The sequence below is a fragment of the Cupriavidus sp. 10L43_2 genome (assembly GCF_056395265.1).
In genome coordinates, this window is the sequence record NZ_JBFTJE010000017.1 from 66964 (window position 1) to 85107 (window position 18144).

Below are 18144 nucleotides of genomic sequence, written 5' to 3' on the forward strand. Positions count from 1 at the left end.
GGCCTTCGGGGCCGCTTTTCTTTTTGGGCCATGATGTCCACGCGCGGATTTGCCCATTGGCGCGCCTCGTCGGGTTACACTGCCCGCGCCTCAGGCTCGATTTCTGGATTTTCTGCGATGAACGATCTGTCCCACCAGCTTTCCATGACCGTGCTGATGACGCCGGACATGGCCAACTTCTCCGGCAACGTGCACGGGGGCACCATCCTGAAGTACCTGGACATGGTGGCCTACGCCTGCGCCAGCCGCTACGCCGGCCGCTATGTGGTCACGCTGTCAGTGGACCAGGTGATGTTCCGCCAGCCGATCCACGTGGGCGAACTCGTCACCTTCCTGTCTGCCGTGAACTACACCGGCCGCAGCTCGATGGAAATCGGCATCAAGGTGGTGACTGAGAATATTCGCAGCAAGGTGGTACGGCATACCAATAGCTGCTACTTCACGATGGTGGCCGTGGACGACAACGGCGCGCCAGCCGAGGTGCCGCCGCTGCAACCGCGTGACGAGGTGGAGCGCCAGCGCTTTGCCGCCGCCCAGCAGCGCCGCGCGCTGCGCCAGGAAATGGAGCGCCGGCACGACGAGATCAAGGGTTCGGCGGACTGACCATGGCGAACATCCGCATCGGAATGATGGCCGTCGCCGGCCTGTGGGCGCTCTCCGGCATCACGCAGGCCGAGGAAATCGGCAGCGTCAGCACGAATTTCCGCGTCACCGGCTCCGACAAGGTGGTGATCGAAGCCTATGACGATCCGCAGGTGGACGGCATCACCTGCTACGTCTCGCGGGCGCGCACGGGCGGCATCAAGGGCTCGCTCGGCATGGCCGAAGACCCGCCGGAAGCGTCGATTGCCTGCCGCCAGGTGGGCCCCATCACCTTCAAGGGCCCGGTCAAGGCGCAGGAAGACGTGTTTTCCGAGCGGATGTCGATCCTGTTCAAGACCCTGCACGTGGTGCGTGCGGTGGACCGCAAGCGCAACACGCTGGTCTATCTGACCTACTCCGACCGCATCGTCAGCGGCAGCCCGCAGAACGCGGTGACGGCGGTACCGGTGCCGGCCGGGACACCGATCCCCGTCAAGTAAGCCTCAGCCCCTCAGCAACCTCAGGCTTCAAACAGCTTGCGCAGATTCGATTTCAGAATCTTCCCATTGGGATTGCGCGGCAGCATCTCCCCGCTGACGATAATCCGCACTGGCACCTTGAACGCCGCCAGCTGCTGCCGCACGAAATCCTGCAACTCCGCTTCCGTGGCAGCCATGCCCGGCTTCAGGCTCACCACCGCACCGGGCTCCTCGCCCAGCGTGCGGTGCGGGATGCCGACCAGCGCCGCATCCATGATGGCCGGATGGGCGTACAGCGCGCTTTCCACCTCGATGCAGTAGATGTTCTCGCCGCCGCGGATCAGCATGTCCTTCATCCGGTCGACGATATAGAGGAAGCCGTCCGCATCCAGCCGGGCGATGTCGCCAGTGTGCAGCCAGCCATCGACGAAGGTCTTGGCCGTCGCCTCGGCCTTGTTCCAGTAGCCGTGCACCACGTTCGCGCCGCGCACCATCAGCTCGCCGGTCTCCCCCAAGGGCAGCGCGCGCCCGAAGCCATCGTCGATCTTCATCTCGCCGATGGGCAGGGCCGGGCCGCTGCTGTCTGGCCGGAACACGTACTCTTCCGCGCTGTGGCTGGTGAAGGTGGCCGAGGTCTCCGTCATGCCCCAGCCAATGCCGGGAGCCGCGTGTGGAAACACTTCCTTGATGCGCCGCACCAGTTCCGGCGAGGCCGGTGCGCCGCCATAGTTCATGTTCTCCAGCGATGACAGATCGAAGTCGCCGCGCCGGGGATGCTCGATGATCTGCCAGGCGATGGTCGGCACGCCGCCGGCCCCCGTGCAGCGTTCGCGCTCGATCAGCGCCATGGCCTGGAGCGTGTCCCAGCGATGCAGCAGCACGATTTTGCCGCCCGTCGCGAGTGCGCCATTGAGCACTGACATGCAGCCCGTGACATGGAAGAACGGTACCGCCAGCAGCGCCGCCTTCTGCGGGGCGTTCGGATCCGGCTCGGGCACCGGCTCGCCGCGCCGCAGCAGGTTGCGCAGCGGGCTGAACTGGGCCGCCACGGCCACGGAGGTGGCGTTGCGGTGCGAGCCCACGGCGCCCTTCGGCTTGCCGGTAGTGCCCGAGGTGTAGAAGATCGTCGCGTCCTCGTCCGGGTCCAGCGGGATGGCCGGCAACGATTGCGAGGGCAGGCCGTTCCAGGCCGACGACGGGCCGATCACCGATTCGAGCGTAGCGATATGGGCGTCGCCCGTGATTTGGGAAAAGTCGCCGCTCTCAGGCAGTCGCGACACATAGACGCGCTCCAGCGCCGGGCAGGCCGGCAGGTGCTCGAGGATGCGGCCGAGCCGCTCGTTATCGACGATGGCGATCCGGCTGCCCGAATCGGCCAGCCCGTATTCGAGTTCGGCGCCCGTCCACCATGCATTGAGCGGCGTGACGATGGCGCCCGCCAGCAGCGCGCCAAAGAACGCCACCGGCCATTCGGGCAGGTTGCGCATGGCCACGGCAACGCGGTCGCCCTTGCGTACGCCGTCCCGGATCAGCTGGTGCGCCAGCGCCGTGGCGGCCAGTGCGAACGCGCGGTAGCTGACGCGCTCGTCCTCATAGACGACGAAGGTCTTCTCGCCCCAGCCGGCGGCCACCAGGAACAGGTCGCGTAGCGTGGGCGGGGCGTTTTTCCAGACAGTCGTGGGAATGCCACGGATCACGCGCGTCTCGGTTTCGAAGGGCGCGCCGGGCGCGGTCAGGCGGGCGTGGGCTTCGGCGAGGGACATCACCGGCCACGCGGCGGTTTGCTGAGGATGTTGCGACATGACTGCCTCCGGGGCTGCATTGCAGGTGGACGTGCAGAAACGCGAAGGGCGGCAGGGGCCGGAGCCACCGCCGCCCGGGAGGGGGTGGGGTCAGATCGTGACGCCGCCGTCCACGACCATCGCCTGGCCGGTCATGAAGGTGCTGGCGGCCGAGGCCAGGAAGCAGGCGGCGCCGGCAATCTCGACCGGCTCGCCGATGCGGCGCAGCGGGGCGCCCTGGGTCGATTGCTTGTAACGCTCGGGATCTTCCCACAGCGCGCGCGCGAAATCGGTCTTGATCAGGCCGGGGGCGATGCAGTTCACGCGCACGTTATGCGGCCCGAACTCCACGGCCAGGTTGCGCGCGAGCTGGAAATCGGCCGCCTTGGAGACGTTGTAGACGCCAATCGTCGGGGAGCCGCGCAGGCCGCCAATCGACGACACGATGATGATTGAGCCCTCGCGGCGTTCGATCATCTGCGGCGCCACCATCTGGATCAGCCAGTGGTTGGAGATGACATTGTTGTCCAGCACCTTGCGGAACTGGTCGTCCGTCACGCCGCTCATCGGCCCGTAGTACGGGTTCGAGGCGGCGTTGCAGACCAGGACGTCCACCTTGCCGAAGGTGCGGTTGGTCTCGTCCACCAGGTGCTGGAGGTCTTCCTTCGACGAGATATTGGCCGGCACGGCGATGGCGGTACCGGCGCCGTGGCGCGCGTTGATGGCGTCCACCACTTCGGCGCAGGCTTCGGCCTTGCGCGACGAAATGACCACCTTGGCGCCTTGCACGGCCATCTGCTCGGCGATGGCGCGGCCGATGCCGCGCGACGAACCGGTGATGATGGCAACCTTGCCCGACAGATCGAACAATGACATGGTGTCTCCTGAGGATCGCGGCGGTCTTGCCGTCGCTGGATATATGAGGTGCCGGGACATTATGGGGACGCCGCCCCCCTCAGTCCACCCGCAAACCGCCACGCCGGGGGTGGTATCAGCAAACTTTCTGCGGGCAATTCACGCGATGCATGACGCGTGCCGCAGCGTGGAACGCTCTGCCCCTTATATGCCCCTCATGCCTCCTTGTCGGCGGCGAGCACGCGCGGCAGGGTGGCGGCCAGCGCACCGCGCAGCGGCGCGTCCAGGGGGATGCCGAAGCGGTGGATGATCAGGTCGATGACGGCCTCGGCGTCGTCCAGTTCCTGCTTCTGGACGCTGCCGTCGGCGGCGCGCGCGGCGAACTGGCCGTTGCGAAGCGCCAGGCGCACCCCGTCCACCACCCGCGCCACCATCAGCGTCTGTGTGAACTGGCTGTCTGGATGGGTCGACACGTACCAGTTGCGCGCCACGTAATCGATCTTCGGCTGCGGGGTCAGGTCGAAGCGGTACATCACGCGCCAGTCGTCCGCGCCGGTGCCGTCATCGGACCGGAATTCGAGGTCGTAGGCGTGGAACGCGGTGCTGGCCAACTGCGCCGCCGGTGTGGGCGTCAGCCGGAACGGCACGTCAGGGTCGACCGGCAAGGACAGCGGTAGCGCGCGGTCGAGTGTGGTCCCGCCGAAGCCCACGTCGGCCAGATAGCTCTCGTGGGCCACCTCGACGCGCAGCAGCATGTGGGAGAGCCCGGTGGGCGGATGGTCCGCCGGCAGCCGCCAGCGCACGCGCGCGGCCAGGGGCACCACGGTATAGCCGAGCGCCTTGAGCCCGGCGCAGAACAGGGTATTGAGCTCGAAGCAGTAGCCGCCGCGCCCCTGGGTGACGAGTTTTTCGAACACGTCCGGCACGTCGATCCGCACGGGTCGGCCCGTGAGCGGATTCAGGTTCTCGAACGGGAGATGGGCGAGCTGGGCTGCGATCAGCGCGTCCAGCGCGGGGAGGTCGGGGCTGGCTGGCGCGGCATCGAGGCCGATCCGCGCCAGCCACGCCGGTAGCTGATCGGGCGAGAGCGGGGAAATTTCATCGACGGGAAGCATGGGGTTCGCTGTCTCCGTGGGGGTCCGATAGCGGCCCGGGTGGCGGTTGGTTTGGCGAGAATGCCAGGCTGCGCCGACGGAATCCGCTTCGTCAGCGGTGGGGTAGACCGAGGCCGGCGCGCCCACTACTATAAGTCCACAACGCCACCGGCACCGATGCCCCACGCATGACAGGGTCATCCTCAGCCGGGCCCTCTCACAGGAGACGCCCCGTGAAAACCCTGATCGAGCATCTGTCGCATTACGCGGCCTATCACCGCGATCGCCGCAACATCGTCACCCATTTCGTCGGCATCCCGATGATCGTGCTGGCCGTGACCACGCTGCTCGGCCGGCCCGCCCTGCCGCTCGGCGAGGGGGCGGCGTTCCTCACCCCGGCCATGGTCGTCTACGCGCTCTCGTGCCTGTTCTACCTGCGGCTGTCGTTCGCCTTCGGCCTCGCCATGGCGGTCATTCTGGCCGTATTCCTATGGGTTGGGGCATGGATTGCCGCGCTGCCGACGGCGGCCTGGCTCGCTTCCGGCATCGGCCTGTTCGTGGTGGGATGGATCATCCAGTTCGTCGGGCACTACTACGAGGGGCGCAAGCCGGCGTTCGTCGATGACCTCGTCGGGCTGCTGATCGGCCCGCTCTTCCTGGTGGCGGAGACCGCGTTCGCGATGGGCCTTGCCCGCGAAACGCACGACGCGATGGCCGCGCACGTGCACTGATCGGGTCAGATTCCAGATCTTCGGGCACACGCCGCGCACGCCAAAGTGGGGGGACGTACCCCCTTTACGCGTGCGCAAGGCCCGCTCGCGAGCCCGTTGCTGACGCAAAGCAGCGACAAAACCCGGGGTTTTCACTGGGTTTGACGTGCCTCATGTACGAAAACCCCTTGACTTGCGGTACTTTCCGCTATGATTCAGTGCGTACCGGCACCCGTGATTCGCAACGTGCCACTGCGGTGAGACGCAGCGATACGCAGCGATACGCCGGGACACATTCTTCAACTCACGTATATCGATATGGCGACCAAAGCGAAACCGACCACGAAGACTGCAACCAAGCCCGCTGCCAAGAAGGCACCGGCAACCAAGGCACCCGTGAAGGCTGCCGCCAAGAAGGCCGCTCCGGCCAAGAAGGCTGCTCCCGCCGCTGCTCCGGCCCCGAAGCCGCTGAAGGACACCTTCAACAAGTCGAGCCTGGTCGCTCACCTGGTAGCTCAGACCCAGCTGGAAGCCAAGGCCGTGAAGTCGGTGCTGGCCCATCTGGAAAACACCATCGTCAGCGCGCTGAACAAGAAGGGCGCCGGCGAATTCACGCTGCCGGGCCTGCTGAAGGTGACCGCACAGCAAGTGCCGGCCAAGAAGAAGCGCTTTGGCAAGGACCCGTTCACGGGTGAAGAGCGTTGGTTCCCGGCCAAGCCGGCCAGCGTCAAGGTCAAGGTCCGTCCGCTGAAGAAGCTGAAGGACGCCGCGGCCTGATCGCCACGCATCTTTGGTAGTCCTGAAAACCCCACCCGCTCCGGCGCGTGGGGTTTTTTGTTGCCCGGATGCCCGGGCGGCGAGGGCGGCGAGGGCGGGTCAGTACGCCTTGAAATTGGCCGCCACGCGCTGGCGCAGGAAATCGCCCGCCGAGATGGCTGGGTACAGCCGCGCAGGGCCCTCGATCGTCGCCTCGCGGTTGGCCTGGCAGAAGAACGCCAGGCTGTAGCGCGGGCCCATGTACTCGCCCGGCGCGGGGTTGCGTACGCGGTGGAAGTTGGACGGCAGGCGGTCATCGCTCCAGCGCATCAGCATGTCCCCGATATTGCACGTGATGACGTCCTCGTCCGGGGCGATGGGCGTCCACGCCTGCGCCTCCATCTCCTTGCCCGGACAGACCTGCAGGCCGCCCTGGCCCTGGCGCTGGAACAGCAGCGTCAGGCAGTCGAAATCCGTATGGGCACCGGCACGCCAGAGTTCGAGTTTGTCCTGCGCCTCGGGCGGAATCGCGTAGTAGTGCAGCAGCCGCAGCGTGCTCTGGTAGTCCGGCGCGGCCGGGTCGTGGGCGCGCGTGAAGAATTCCGGATCGAAGCCGAGCTTGTCGGCGAAGCAGGACAGGAGCTTCATGCCCACCTCCCAGCACTGGCGCTCGAAGGCCAGCATGGTGGCCTGGAAGCCGGCCAGCTCCGCCTCAGTGGGCCATAGCGGCGCCATGTGCGGGCGCGTGATCTGGTAGGACTCCTTCTGGTCCGGCGTGCCCGTGGACGGCCGTACCTGCGCGCGGGACTCCCAGCCGGCGTTGTTGGCCTTCTGCAGCGGATACAGGCCCTTCACGGCCTCCGGCAGCGCGAAGAAGCGTTCGGTCATGGCGAAGGCTTCGCGCACGGCGGCGAGGTCGATGCCGTGGTTCGCAACCTGGAAGAAGCCGACGTCCACGGCCGCATGCCAGAGTTCGTCGGCGATCTCGGCCTTGCGGCGGGGGTAGTCGGAGAGGTCGATGCGGCGGATCTCGCGCGCGCTGGTCTCGTGGCCTTGCGCGCCCATGCGGGATTCGCGGGCCAGTTCGTGGAGGGAGGCGGTGCTGGTCATGATCGTTCCGGAGTCAGGAAAGGTTGGGTGCGGCCCTGCCTTTCGCGCGATGACTGCCGGGGGATCTGACCTGCGGACGATCTCTTGAGCCCCGGTGCCAGTCGCGCAAGGGCGGGGCACGGACGTCAAGAGCAATTTCCTGCCGCGCACCGGGGGTGGGCGGTTGAACGCTTCTACTCTTCGGGGGGTGAGATTGCAGGTTTCGGGCCAGCCGGCACGACCCGGTTTTGACCCAGTTCCGGGCCGATTTGCGCCGGGGTGGCGCACGCCATGCCGCAGGATGGTGCGGCGCGCCCAAAAAAAACGCCGGCGCAAAGGCCGGCGTTCAGTTCTTTCCTCCCGCAGCGGGGAGGGCACCACATGACCGCTTACTGCGGTCCCAGCTTGCGGATCAGGGCGTCCAGCTTGCCCATTTCCTCTTCGTTCAGGTCCGTCAGCGGTGCGCGCACCGGGCCGGCATCGTGGCCAACCAGCTTGGCGCCGGCCTTGACGATCGACACCGCGTAGCCGTGCTTGCGGTTRCGGATGTCCAGGTASGGCAGGAAGAAGTCGTCGATCAGGCGACCCACGGTAGCGTGGTCGTCCGCCGCGATGGCGCGGTAGAAGTCCATCGCCGTCTTCGGGATGAAGTTGAACACGGCCGACGAGTACACCGGCACGCCCAGCGCCTTGTAGGCAGCGGCGTAGACCTCGGCGGTGGGCAGGCCGCCCAGGTAGGCCAGGCGGTCGCCGAGCTTGCGGCGCACGCGCACCATTGCCTCGATCTCGCCCACGCCGTCCTTGAAGCCGATCAGGTTCGGGCAGCGGTCGACCACGCGTTCCAGCAGGTCGGCGCCGATGCGCGAGTTGGCGCGGTTGTAGACGATCACGCCGCACTTGGTGGCCTTGCAGACCTCTTCAATGTGGTTGGCGATGCCTTCTTCGCTGGCTTCGGTCAGGTAATGCGGCATCAGCAGGATGCCGTGCGCGCCCAGGCGCTCGGCTTCCTTGGCGTATTCGATGGCCACGCGGGTCGGGCCGCCGGCGCCGGCCAGGATGGGTACCTTGCCACGGCAGGTTTCCACCGCGGTGCGGATCACGTTCGAATAGTCCTGCTGCGTCAGCGAGAAGAACTCGCCCGTGCCGCCGGCTGCGAACAGGGCCGAGGCGCCGTACGGGGCCAGCCATTCCAGGCGTTCGATATAGGTCGACGGGCGGAAATTGCCCTGTTCGTCAAAGTCGGTCACGGGGAACGAAAGCAGGCCGTCCGAAATAATCTGCTTGAGTTCTTGCGGTGTAGTCATGTCGCTCATCCTGATCGCCACATGGCGAAAATGGTGTGGTTTGTTAATGGGGCAAGGCCCGTTCGATGACCTCGCACCCAACTGCTGAGTGGATTCGAGATAAGTCATCGTACAACTAACAACTTGACGGTGCAAGGGCTAAGGGCACGACCGAGGGAAAACCCCGGCATTTTTGCCCGCACCGGGGGTGGGCAGACGAGGGGGGCGTCACATCGCCCAGACCGGCCGATCGCCCGCCAGGCCGCAAGCAGATTGAAAGGAAGGCCATCGGGCCCGATGCCCGAAAGCAGGGCGATTTGCACCGTTCAGGGTAAACGCGCACTGTGTCTGACGGAACCGCGTCCCTATAATCGCAGTCGTACGACGACATATCACAAGCCGGTTCCCACGCATTCTGCACCCGGTCCCCGGCTGTGAGGAGACCCCGATGAACGCAAGCCCCACTTCCAGCACCGCCGCCGCGACTTCTGTCGAAGGCGCGCGCCGCACCAACGTCCGCTACTGGATTCTCCTGCTCATCTTCATTGTGACCACGGTCAACTACGCCGACCGGGCCACGCTGTCGATCACCGGCCCCGCGATGCGCGAGGAGTTCGGCTTCAGCGCCGTGCAGATGGGCTATATCTTCTCCGCCTTCAGCTGGGCCTATGTGATGGCGCAGATTCCAGGCGGCTGGCTGCTCGACCGCTTCGGCGCACGCCGCATCTACGCGGCCAGCATCTTCGTCTGGTCGTTCTTCACGCTGCTGCAGGGCTGGCTGGGCGTGTTCGCCACCATCGGCTCGGTCATGACCGTACTGTTCGCGCTGCGCTTTGCCGTGGGCCTGGCCGAATCGCCGGCTTTCCCGGCCAACGCCAAGGTGGTCGCCAGCTGGTTCCCCACCGCCGAGCGTGGCACGGCATCGGCCATCTTCAACGCCGCCCAGTACTTCGCCGCCGTGGTCTTCACGCCGCTGATGGCCTGGGTCGTCCATAGCTGGGGCTGGCACCACGTCTACCTGTGGATGGGCCTGATGGGCATGGCGCTGGCGCTGGTATGGCTCAAGATCATGCGCAGCCCAGCCACGCACCCGGCCGTGAACCGCGCCGAACTCGACTATATCGAGCAGGGCGGCGGGCTGATCCATATGAACGAAGGCGCCGGCCAGGCCAAGGAAAAGGCACCGGCGGGCTGGTTCTACGCCAAGCAACTGCTCTCCAACCGCATGCTGGCTGGCGTGTACCTCGGCCAGTACTGCATCAACGTGCTGACGTACTTCTTCCTGACGTGGTTCCCGGTGTACCTGGTGCAGGCGCGCGGCATGTCGATCCTGAAGGCGGGCTTCGTGGCCTCGCTGCCGGCTATCTGCGGCTTCCTGGGCGGGGTGCTGGGCGGGGTGATCTCCGACAGCCTGCTGCGCAAGGGCTACTCGCTGACCTTCGCGCGCAAGCTGCCCATCGTGGTCGGCATGCTGCTGTCCGTGTCGATGATTGCCTGCAACTACGTGGATGCCGAGTGGCTGGTGGTCGGCATCATGGCGCTGGCCTTCTTCGGCAAGGGCATTGGCGCGCTGGGCTGGGCTGTGGTGGCCGATACGGCGCCCAAGGAGGTCATGGGCCTCGCCGGCAGCATTTTCAACACCTTTGGCAATATCGCCGGCATCGTGACGCCGATCGTGATCGGCTATATCCTCAGCGTCACGGGCTCGTTCAACGGCGCGCTGGTTTTCGTGGGCATCAACGCCCTGGTCACCGTGGTGAGCTACCTGGTGATCGTGAAGGACATCCGGCGCGTGGAACTGAAGCACGCCTGATATAGAGAGAAGACAAGGACCCCCCAACATGTCTGAACAGGATTCCCCGGTGGCCGCCCAGGCCGTGGCTGCCGACCCCAAGCCGCTGTACATCCGCATCCACGCCGACGACAACGTGGCCATCATCGCCAATGACGGCGGCCTGCCCGCCGGCACGGTGTTCCCGTGCGGCCTGACGCTCGTGGAACGCGTGCCGCAGGGCCACAAGGTGGCGCTGGTGGACCTGAAGCAGGACGACGCGGTCATGCGCTACAACGTGGTGATCGGCTACGCGCTGAAAGACCTGCCGCGCGGCAGCTGGATCAACGAGCGCGTGCTGCGCATGCCCGAGCCGCCGGGCCTGACCGACCTGCCGATCGGCACGCGCGTGCCGGCGCCGCTGCCGCCGCTGGAAGGCTATACCTTCGAAGGCTTCCGCAATCCGGACGGCTCCGTGGGCACCCGCAACATCCTGGCGATTACCACCACGGTGCAGTGCGTGTCCGGCGTGGTCGAGCACGCGGTGCGCCGCATCAAGGCCGAACTGCTGCCGCGCTACCCCAATGTCGACGACGTGATCGGCCTGGAGCACACCTATGGCTGCGGCGTGGCGATCGACGCCCCCGATGCCATCGTGCCCATCCGCACGCTGCGCAACATCGCCCTGAACCCCAACTTCGGCGGCCGCGCGATGATGGTGAGCCTGGGCTGCGAGAAGCTCCAGCCGGAACGCCTGATGCCGCCCGGCACGATCCCCATCCAGACCGGCGCCGGCGAGGTGCAGGTGGGCGTAGTCTGTCTGCAGGATGACCAGCACGTGGGCTTCGGGTCGATGATCGACTCGATCATGACCATGGCCGAATCACACCTCGAAGTGCTGAACGCGCGCCAGCGCGAGACCTGCCCGGTCTCCGAACTGGTGGTGGGTGTGCAGTGCGGAGGCAGCGACGCCTTCTCGGGCGTGACCGCCAACCCCGCCGTGGGCTACGCCACGGACCTGCTGGTGCGTGCCGGCGCCGCCGTGATGTTCTCGGAAGTGACCGAGGTGCGCGACGGCATCGCCCAGCTCACCGCACGGGCCGCCACCCCGGAAGTGGCCGAGGCCATGATCCGCGAGATGGACTGGTACGACCGCTACCTGGACCGTGGCCGCGTGGACCGCAGCGCCAACACCTCGCCCGGCAACAAGAAGGGCGGGCTGTCGAACATCGTGGAAAAGGCGATGGGGTCCATCGTCAAGTCGGGCAGCTCGGCCATCTCCGGCGTGCTGTCACCGGGCGAGAAGCTCAAGCAGAAGGGCCTGATCTACGCCGCCACGCCGGCCAGCGACTTTATCTGCGGCACGCTGCAACTGGCAGCCGGCATGAACCTGCACGTGTTCACCACTGGCCGGGGCACGCCGTATGGCCTGGCCGAGGTGCCGGTGATCAAGGTGGCCACCCGCAACGACCTGGCGCGCCGCTGGCACGACCTGATGGACATCAACGCGGGCCGCATCGCCACCGGCGAGGCCACCATCGAGGATGTGGGCTGGGAGTTGTTCAACCTGATGCTGGACGTGGCCAGCGGGCGCAAGAAGACCTGGGCCGAGCACCACAAGCTCTACAACTCGCTCGCGCTGTTCAACCCGGCGCCGGTGACCTGAGTCACTGGCTGGGCAGGGAAGAGAAGGGGCCGCCGTCGCGCGGTCCCTTTTTTTGCCGATGCGCTGCGCCCGGGGCGAAGCCCGCTTCGCCGCACCCCCATCCCCATCCCCCGGATCACGAATCCGCCTTCGCACTGCCCACGCGCCCGCGCCGCGACGTCGAGATCCCGCCGAGGGAAGCGGTGCCGAGCGAGCCCAGTTTCCACCCGCTGGACGACCCGATCGCGGACCGCTCCGGGCCGCTCGACACCGAGCAGTACGTCAGCCCGACCACGGTGCGCCTGCAGCGGACCCCGCGCGCGCTCACCGGCGACGTGGCCCTGTGGCTGCTGATCAAGATGAATGCCGACATGCTCGGCTGGGACAACTACGTCAAGCAGATCGATTCGCTGTTCTTCCCGGACGCGAACACGCCGCTGGGCAAGGATGGCGAGCCGTTCCTCTATGGCGGCGCGGCCCGGCTCAGCCGGCGCCGTTTCCTGCCCTTCACGGACACCGACGCCTACCGGGCCCTCAAGGTGGCGACGGAAGCCTTCGTAGTCACCTGGGGGGCCGTGGTGCCCAGCGGGCCGACGGCCAACGACATCGCCCGGCTGCTGGCCTATGACCCGACCGCCATCGCCCTGGCCAACGACCGCCTCGGCCTGAAGATCACCAAGCCGGACGTGCTGGCGAACAAGTATTTCGGCGGCGGGGCCTCGCCCACGCTCCCGTACCTGCAGCGGATTGCCTCCGCCCTGCAGGGCACGGACGCGGCGGAGCGGATCAACCGGGCGCTGACGGACCGGACCGTGCCGGAAGAGCGCGCCGCGCTACCGGGCGAAGGCGTCACGCCGACGCCCCAGCGCCACCTCGACCAGTGCGGCGAAGGCTGCCTGTGGCTCGACCACTGGAACCAGGACATCTCGGCCAAGCTGACCTATCCGCCGCTGATCGAGCTGATCTGGAGCTACTGGATGGAGGAACTCCAGCTGGTGCAGACCATGAACGCGATCTCCCGGCGCTTCCAGAACGTCTCCGCCGGCCCACGCGACCCGCTGGCCCAGTTCGAACTCGATTCCCTGCGCCCGCTCAACAACATCATCTGGGGCTGGGTGCAGGACGAGCAGCACCGCCTGCCGATCGAACGGCGCGCGGCGGAGTACCAGCACGAGTACGGTTTCCAGCTCATCGGCCGGGCCGTGCCGCAGGTGCAGCCGGCCGACACGCGCAGCAAGTTCCTGGGCGCGTTCCACACGCTGCTCAACCTGTGCGTGCCGTTCTTCCGCCAGGCCGACGACACCACGGTGGTGCCGGACGGCTTCCCGCTGCTCAACGCGCTGCGCGAGGTCCACCTGATCCTGTCCGAAGGGGCCCACAACCAGTTCCGCGACCTGCCCACCACCTCCCGCGTGGAAATGATGATGCAGCAGTGGATGCTGGCGCGCCCCGAGTTCCGTGAGTTCCTGCCCCGGCGCGCGATGGTGGCGTATCCGGAGCCGTGGATGCACTCGGTGGAGAGCATGCGCAAGCTGCAGGGCTGGGGCGATACCAACACCTACCAGTTCTGGCAGTTGGCCACCACGGGCGAGCAGATCGTCTCGTCGATCCGCTGGAGCGACTGGAACTCGGTGAGCGACCCGGTCAACGCCGCGAACTGGGCCGCCTTCTTCCGGCCGGAGATCCAGACCTATATCCACTCCTACCGGGCAGTGACCGGCGTGGATGTGGGCGTGGAGCCGGTGGACGTGCAGGTGCCCGGCATGCACCTGCTGCGCAGGCTGCACGAGCACAAGGGCGGGCTGCGCATCGCCTAGCGCGGACGGAGCGGCGCCATGATCGACTTCGCCTCGGCCTTGTATCTGGGCCTGCGGCACCCGGCGGACCAGTTGGGCGACTACGCCGCGCTGACCACTGGCTACCCGGCCTCGCTGGCCGCTGCGCCACTGGCGCGGCGGCTGGCGGCGGACGCGGCGGCGCTGCAGGGCTGCGAGGCCGGCATGGTGGCGCCATCCACGCTGCATCTGGCCATCGACGTGTTCGAGCAACTGGGCCGCACGCACGCGCTGATTGCCGACGAGGCGCTGTATCCGGTGATGCGCTGGGGCCTGGAGCGCGTACGCGGCCTGGGCGCGCCGGTGGCGTGGTTCCGGCACGGCGATCTGGCCGATCTGGCGCGGCGGATTCGCGATCACCGCCTGCGCCGGCGGGGCAGGCCGCCGGCAGTGATTGCGGACGCCACCCGGCTGGCCGGCCTGCCGTTGCCGCTGGCGCGCTATCTGACGCTAGTACGCCGGCATGGAGGATTGATCGTGATCGATCACAGCCAGATGCTTGGCCTGATGGGCGCCGCCGCGTCGCCGCGCCAGCCGTGGGGCAGCGGCGGCGGCGGCGCGCTGCGCCACGCAGGGTGCGATCCGGCGCAGCCGGTGCTGCTGGTGGCGTCATGGGCCAAGGCCTTCGGCGCGCCGCTGGCCACGTTGTGCGGGCCCGCCGCGCTGGTCCAGGCGATTGCCCGGGACGGCCCCACCCAGACCCACAGCAGCGCCGCCAGCGAGGTCGCGCTGCGCGCCGGGCTCCGTGCGCTGGAAATCAACCGCATGGCGGGCGATGTCCTGCGCGCGCGGCTCTGGCAGCGCCTGCGCCGCCTGCAGGCCGGCCTGCGCGCGCTGGCGCGGGGCTGCCTGCCGGACCTGCACGCGCCGCCGCGCGACCATCCGATGCAACACGTGCGGCTCGCCAGTACGGAACGCACCGTGGCGCTGCACACCGGCCTGCGCGCCGCCGGCTTCCGTACCGCGCTGCTGCGCCAGCCCGAGGGGCGCCACGCGCTGGCGCTGATCGTCCGGGCCAATCATCGCCGCGCGGATATCGACGCTTTGCTGGCCGCCATGACGCGGCTCGCGCCGCACTTGCCCGATGCCGCGCGCCAGGCGCCGTGGCCGTCTTCGACCCCAATGGAGGAACCCCAGCATGTTTAAGACCGCTGATGGAGACACGCTGGAGCTTGCGCCATGGCGCATGCGCCGGCTGATGGGGCTGGTGGCGGCCATGCGCCGCTATCCGCCCGGCACGCCCCCGCAGGCGCTGGTCAACGACCTGCGGCTGATCATCGCCCGCGCGCGGCGTGTGAGTACCCAGCCACGGCTGGGCATGGCCCGCTTCGAGAGCACCGACGCGTGCTGCCGGGCCTGCCTGCTGGCGCGGCAGCAGCCGCGCGGGGGGATGGAACTGGTGGGGTTGCAGCTGGCGGCGCCACGGCCGGGCGGGCACCTGTACGAGGGCTTCGCGCCGGAGCTGGAGGAGGAAGTCACGCGAGAAGTCAACGTGACGCTGGCGTGGCGGAGGTTCGAATCGCTCAAGCTGGCGGTTGATGACCGGACCGTATCGGGGCCGGGCGTCTACATCCTCGTCCGTGGCACGACGCCGATCTATGTCGGCCTGTCGAAGACGCTGGGTAGCCGCATGAAGCAGCACCGGTGGTGCGCGGGTGTGCACGGCGCGCTGCGCGGGCTCGGCGTCTGGGTAGCCAGCGTCAGGAAGGAGAAGGACCTGTCTGCCGTCGAGCACGCCGTCATCCGCGCCTTGCGTGGCAGCATTCACAACAGCGCGCTGGTCGGCGATGTTCTGCTCGCAGGGCCTTCCGGCATCACGATTGTGAACATCCTGCCGCCGAGCCTGCTGCGACGGGCGACCCAGATCAACGCCTTCCGCACGGGCGACGACAAGCGCACGCTGGCGATGAAGTCCGGCGAGAAGCTCGAACTCGAATGGCGGCTGCCATGATCGTCGACTTCCACGTCCACGCCGGCCAGGGCGACGGCATGACCGGCCCGTGGGACACCACCGCGCCGCTGGCCGCCTACGCGCGCCGCGCCAGCGAGGCCGGCATCGTGCGTTCGGTGCTGCTCCCCGTGTTCCAGTCGGACTACGCGCAAGGCAACCGTGACGTCGCTGCGTTGGTGCGGTCCGACCCGCGCCGCTGGATCGGCTTCGCCATGGTCCACGCCGAGCGCGACCGCGACCGGCTGCACGCGATGATCGAGGAAGCCGTGCTGCGGCTGGGGCTGCGCGGCATCAAGGTACATCGTCACGATGCGCGGATTCACCGGCAGGTCTGCGACGCCGCGCGCCGCTGGCGGCTGCCGGTGCTGTACGACGCCGGCGGCGATACCGGCGCGCTCTCGCTGCTGGCGCAGACCCATCCTGACGTGGCGTTCGTGTTCGCCCACCTCGGCAGCTTCGCGGACGACTGGGCCGCCCAGCGGCAGGTCATCGACCTGATCGTGCGGCATCCGAACCTGTTTGCCGATACGGCCGGCGTGCGCCGCTTCGACCTGCTCGAGGAAGCCTTCGCCCGCGCCGGCCCGGACAAGCTGCTGTTCGGCTCGGACGGCCCGTGGCTGCATCCGGGGCTGGAGCTGGCCAAGATCCGCGCGCTGCGCCCATCGCCGGAAGCCTTCGCGCGCATGGCCGGCGGCAACGCGCTGCGGCTGATTGGCGGCGCCCCCGTGGCAACGTCAGGGCCGACCTCACGGGCAGCCCTCCGTGGGCCGCCCCTGCCGGCGCAATTGCAGCGCACGCGGCGTGACGCGCAATAGCTCGGCGGCGCGGCTGGTGGACCCGGCGCGCCGTTCCGCCACCTTCACGGCGATGGCTTCCGCGATCTGGCCGATGTTCTTCAGCCCCAGCCCGGCATCGAGCGCCCCCTCGACGGCGCGGGCCAGCACGCCCTCCCAGCCGTCCATCAGGCCGGTGGCGGCCATGACATCGGCCAGCGGCAGGTCCAGGCAGCCCGTGCTGAGCACGTGGAAGCCTTGCTGGCGGTCCGCCATGCGCAGCACCACGTGGCGCAGTTCGCGCACATTGCCGGGATAGTCGCGTGCCATCAACTGCTGCATGACCTCGGGCATCACGCGCGGCGGCGTGCCGGCGTGCTCGGCCAGGAAGTGTTCGACCAGCAGCGGGATGTCGTCGCGCCGCGCCGCCAGCGGCGGGGCGTGGATGGTCCATTGGGTGATGCGGAAGTACAGGTCGCTGCGGAAGCGGCCTGCTGTCACCTCCGCGTCGAGGCTGCGGTTGGTCGCGCAGGTCAGCCGGAAGTCCGAGCGCCGCCAGTTGTCGTCGCCCACGCGCTTGTAGGCGCGCTCCTGCACCACGCGCAGCAGGCGGGCTTGCAGCAGCAGGTCCAGTTCGCCGATTTCGTCGAGGAACAGTGTGCCGCCATCGGCCAGCGCCACGGCGCCGTCACGCGCGGCCACGGCGTGGGTGAAGGCGCCGCGCGCATGGCCGAACAGCTCGCTGCCGGATAGCTCGGGGCTCAGCGTGGTGCAGTCCACCACGATGAAGGGGCCGCTGCGCCGCACCGGATCGAGATCATGGATCAGCCGCGCCAGCAGCTCCTTGCCGCAGCCACTGTCGCCGGTCAGCAGGCAGGCGCCGCTGCCGAAGCGGCCGACCTGCGCCACTGCGCGCAGCGTTTCACGCCAGGGCGCCGAGTGGCCCACCGCGCGCTTGCGCAGCCAGTCGGAGGTGAGGATCGATTCCAGCTCGTGCAGGCGCTTCAGGCGGAGCGCCAGTTCGGTCAGCATGCCCGGCTCGTCGTCAGCCGCTACCACGTCGCAGATGCCGCCGGGCCACCATGGCTCCTGCCGGCATTGCGCGCGCGTGGCGGCGGTGCAGGCGGCGATGAAGGCGTCCGGGCGGGGCACGCTGCGCAGCCAGTGCTCGGCGGCGGCGGCCACGCGTGTGTCCCGGGCCAGGACGACGACCACCAGCATGCCGTCGCCCGCGCCGGACAGGTCGATTTCCTCGGGAAGGCCGTGCTCGCACAGGCGTTGACGGAGCCGCAGCGCCTCTTCCTGATAGAGCACGACACGCATAGACACCTCGCAGGGGAGCGAAGACGATGGGAGATCAAAAACGGGGAGGGTGGGCGCCGGGTCCGGGGGGCAGGCCGGCAGGCATCCCAGAACATACTAGGCGACGGTCACGGCCGCCCCATGTCAAAAATGCTCAGCACAGGGTTGCCGGATGTTAAAGGCACAACGGGGGTGTATCGCGGGTGAAACGAGTCTTGCCGCCGGATGGCGGCCGGGG

The 18144-nt window shown here is 67.9% G+C and carries 16 protein-coding genes; 10 read left to right on the plus strand and 6 right to left on the minus strand.

The genetic code is table 11. The features are described 5' to 3' along the window. Window positions 1–117 precede the first annotated feature (117 nt). Both AC1DEL_RS21320 and AC1DEL_RS21325 read left to right on the plus strand, forming a co-directional pair. Complete coding sequence (locus AC1DEL_RS21320) at window positions 118–603, plus strand: acyl-CoA thioesterase (RefSeq protein ID WP_092296653.1); 486 nt, start codon at window positions 118–120, stop codon at window positions 601–603. Window positions 604–605: 2 nt separating this feature from the next. Next, window positions 606–1082 (plus strand): CreA family protein, encoded by a 477-nt coding sequence (locus AC1DEL_RS21325; protein WP_369823485.1) that lies wholly within the window; start codon window positions 606–608, stop codon window positions 1080–1082. Between the two features lie 20 nt (window positions 1083–1102). Here the strand turns inward: AC1DEL_RS21325 and AC1DEL_RS21330 are convergent, their stop codons facing one another. The 3 genes from AC1DEL_RS21330 to AC1DEL_RS21340 all read right to left on the minus strand — a co-directional run bounded on the left by AC1DEL_RS21330 (window position 1103) and on the right by AC1DEL_RS21340 (window position 4812). After that, a complete protein-coding gene (locus tag AC1DEL_RS21330; RefSeq protein WP_441593258.1) occupies window positions 1103–2863 on the minus strand; it encodes a class I adenylate-forming enzyme family protein in 1761 nt (586 codons plus the stop codon). A 90-nt stretch (window positions 2864–2953) separates the two neighbouring features. Then, window positions 2954–3718, minus strand: coding sequence for an SDR family oxidoreductase (locus AC1DEL_RS21335; protein ID WP_092296647.1), 765 nt, complete (start codon window positions 3716–3718; stop codon window positions 2954–2956). A gap of 194 nt (window positions 3719–3912) precedes the next feature. Beyond that, window positions 3913–4812: an arylamine N-acetyltransferase family protein gene (locus tag AC1DEL_RS21340; protein WP_477126192.1), complete on the minus strand. Its 900-nt coding sequence runs from the start codon at window positions 4810–4812 to the stop codon at window positions 3913–3915. Window positions 4813–5024: 212 nt separating this feature from the next. Between AC1DEL_RS21340 and AC1DEL_RS21345 the strand changes: the two genes are divergently transcribed. Both AC1DEL_RS21345 and AC1DEL_RS21350 read left to right on the plus strand, forming a co-directional pair. Beyond that, on the plus strand, window positions 5025–5522 hold the full coding sequence (locus AC1DEL_RS21345) for an Mpo1 family 2-hydroxy fatty acid dioxygenase (RefSeq protein WP_477113485.1): 498 nt from the start codon (window positions 5025–5027) through the stop codon (window positions 5520–5522). 297 nt (window positions 5523–5819) lie between these two features. Continuing rightward, on the plus strand, window positions 5820–6278 hold the full coding sequence (locus AC1DEL_RS21350) for an HU family DNA-binding protein (RefSeq protein WP_092296638.1): 459 nt from the start codon (window positions 5820–5822) through the stop codon (window positions 6276–6278). A gap of 99 nt (window positions 6279–6377) precedes the next feature. Here the strand turns inward: AC1DEL_RS21350 and AC1DEL_RS21355 are convergent, their stop codons facing one another. Beyond that, window positions 6378–7367 carry an isopenicillin N synthase family dioxygenase gene (locus AC1DEL_RS21355; RefSeq protein WP_477126193.1) on the minus strand — a complete coding sequence of 330 codons (990 nt, stop codon included), beginning with the start codon at window positions 7365–7367 and terminating at the stop codon, window positions 6378–6380. Between the two features lie 368 nt (window positions 7368–7735). After that, window positions 7736–8650, minus strand: a complete 915-nt coding sequence (gene kdgD / locus AC1DEL_RS21360) for a 5-dehydro-4-deoxyglucarate dehydratase (protein ID WP_441593251.1) — start codon at window positions 8648–8650, stop codon at window positions 7736–7738. Between the two features lie 427 nt (window positions 8651–9077). Here kdgD and AC1DEL_RS21365 point away from each other — a divergent pair, with 427 nt between their 5' ends. From AC1DEL_RS21365 to AC1DEL_RS21390, 6 genes are all read left to right on the plus strand, one after another. Next, the gene (locus tag AC1DEL_RS21365) at window positions 9078–10442 is read left to right on the plus strand and encodes an MFS transporter (protein WP_092296632.1); all 1365 of its coding nucleotides are present in this window, start codon (window positions 9078–9080) and stop codon (window positions 10440–10442) included. 28 nt (window positions 10443–10470) lie between these two features. Next, complete coding sequence (gene garD, locus AC1DEL_RS21370; RefSeq protein ID WP_441593248.1) at window positions 10471–12066, plus strand: galactarate dehydratase; 1596 nt, start codon at window positions 10471–10473, stop codon at window positions 12064–12066. A gap of 182 nt (window positions 12067–12248) precedes the next feature. After that, window positions 12249–13862, plus strand: coding sequence for an 8-amino-7-oxononanoate synthase (locus AC1DEL_RS21375; RefSeq protein WP_477126194.1), 1614 nt, complete (start codon window positions 12249–12251; stop codon window positions 13860–13862). A gap of 18 nt (window positions 13863–13880) precedes the next feature. Then, window positions 13881–15026, plus strand: a complete 1146-nt coding sequence (locus AC1DEL_RS21380) for an aminotransferase class I/II-fold pyridoxal phosphate-dependent enzyme (RefSeq protein ID WP_092296621.1) — start codon at window positions 13881–13883, stop codon at window positions 15024–15026. After that, window positions 15019–15831, plus strand: a complete 813-nt coding sequence (locus AC1DEL_RS21385) for a GIY-YIG nuclease family protein (protein WP_477126195.1) — start codon at window positions 15019–15021, stop codon at window positions 15829–15831. The genes AC1DEL_RS21380 and AC1DEL_RS21385 overlap by 8 nt, the downstream gene beginning before the upstream one ends. Continuing rightward, window positions 15828–16646: an amidohydrolase family protein gene (locus AC1DEL_RS21390; protein ID WP_477110568.1), complete on the plus strand. Its 819-nt coding sequence runs from the start codon at window positions 15828–15830 to the stop codon at window positions 16644–16646. The genes AC1DEL_RS21385 and AC1DEL_RS21390 overlap by 4 nt, the downstream gene beginning before the upstream one ends. Here the strand turns inward: AC1DEL_RS21390 and AC1DEL_RS21395 are convergent. Further along, window positions 16578–17927: a sigma-54-dependent transcriptional regulator gene (locus AC1DEL_RS21395; protein WP_092296618.1), complete on the minus strand. Its 1350-nt coding sequence runs from the start codon at window positions 17925–17927 to the stop codon at window positions 16578–16580. The genes AC1DEL_RS21390 and AC1DEL_RS21395 overlap by 69 nt on opposite strands. Window positions 17928–18144 lie beyond the last annotated feature (217 nt).

Bases quoted from the DNA above. Each gene is read 5' to 3' on its own strand.
- AC1DEL_RS21320 (WP_092296653.1), top strand. From the start codon at position 118: ATGAACGATCTGTCCCACCAGCTTTCCATGACCGTGCTGATGACGCCG.
- AC1DEL_RS21325 (WP_369823485.1), top strand. From the start codon at position 606: ATGGCGAACATCCGCATCGGAATGATGGCCGTCGCCGGCCTGTGGGCG.
- AC1DEL_RS21330 (WP_441593258.1), bottom strand. From the start codon at position 2,863: ATGTCGCAACATCCTCAGCAAACCGCCGCGTGGCCGGTGATGTCCCTC.
- AC1DEL_RS21335 (WP_092296647.1), bottom strand. From the start codon at position 3,718: ATGTCATTGTTCGATCTGTCGGGCAAGGTTGCCATCATCACCGGTTCG.
- AC1DEL_RS21340 (WP_477126192.1), bottom strand. From the start codon at position 4,812: ATGCTTCCCGTCGATGAAATTTCCCCGCTCTCGCCCGATCAGCTACCG.
- AC1DEL_RS21350 (WP_092296638.1), top strand. From the start codon at position 5,820: ATGGCGACCAAAGCGAAACCGACCACGAAGACTGCAACCAAGCCCGCT.
- AC1DEL_RS21355 (WP_477126193.1), bottom strand. From the start codon at position 7,367: ATGACCAGCACCGCCTCCCTCCACGAACTGGCCCGCGAATCCCGCATG.
- AC1DEL_RS21365 (WP_092296632.1), top strand. From the start codon at position 9,078: ATGAACGCAAGCCCCACTTCCAGCACCGCCGCCGCGACTTCTGTCGAA.
- garD (WP_441593248.1), top strand. From the start codon at position 10,471: ATGTCTGAACAGGATTCCCCGGTGGCCGCCCAGGCCGTGGCTGCCGAC.
- AC1DEL_RS21380 (WP_092296621.1), top strand. From the start codon at position 13,881: ATGATCGACTTCGCCTCGGCCTTGTATCTGGGCCTGCGGCACCCGGCG.
- AC1DEL_RS21385 (WP_477126195.1), top strand. From the start codon at position 15,019: ATGTTTAAGACCGCTGATGGAGACACGCTGGAGCTTGCGCCATGGCGC.
- AC1DEL_RS21390 (WP_477110568.1), top strand. From the start codon at position 15,828: ATGATCGTCGACTTCCACGTCCACGCCGGCCAGGGCGACGGCATGACC.
- AC1DEL_RS21395 (WP_092296618.1), bottom strand. From the start codon at position 17,927: ATGCGTGTCGTGCTCTATCAGGAAGAGGCGCTGCGGCTCCGTCAACGC.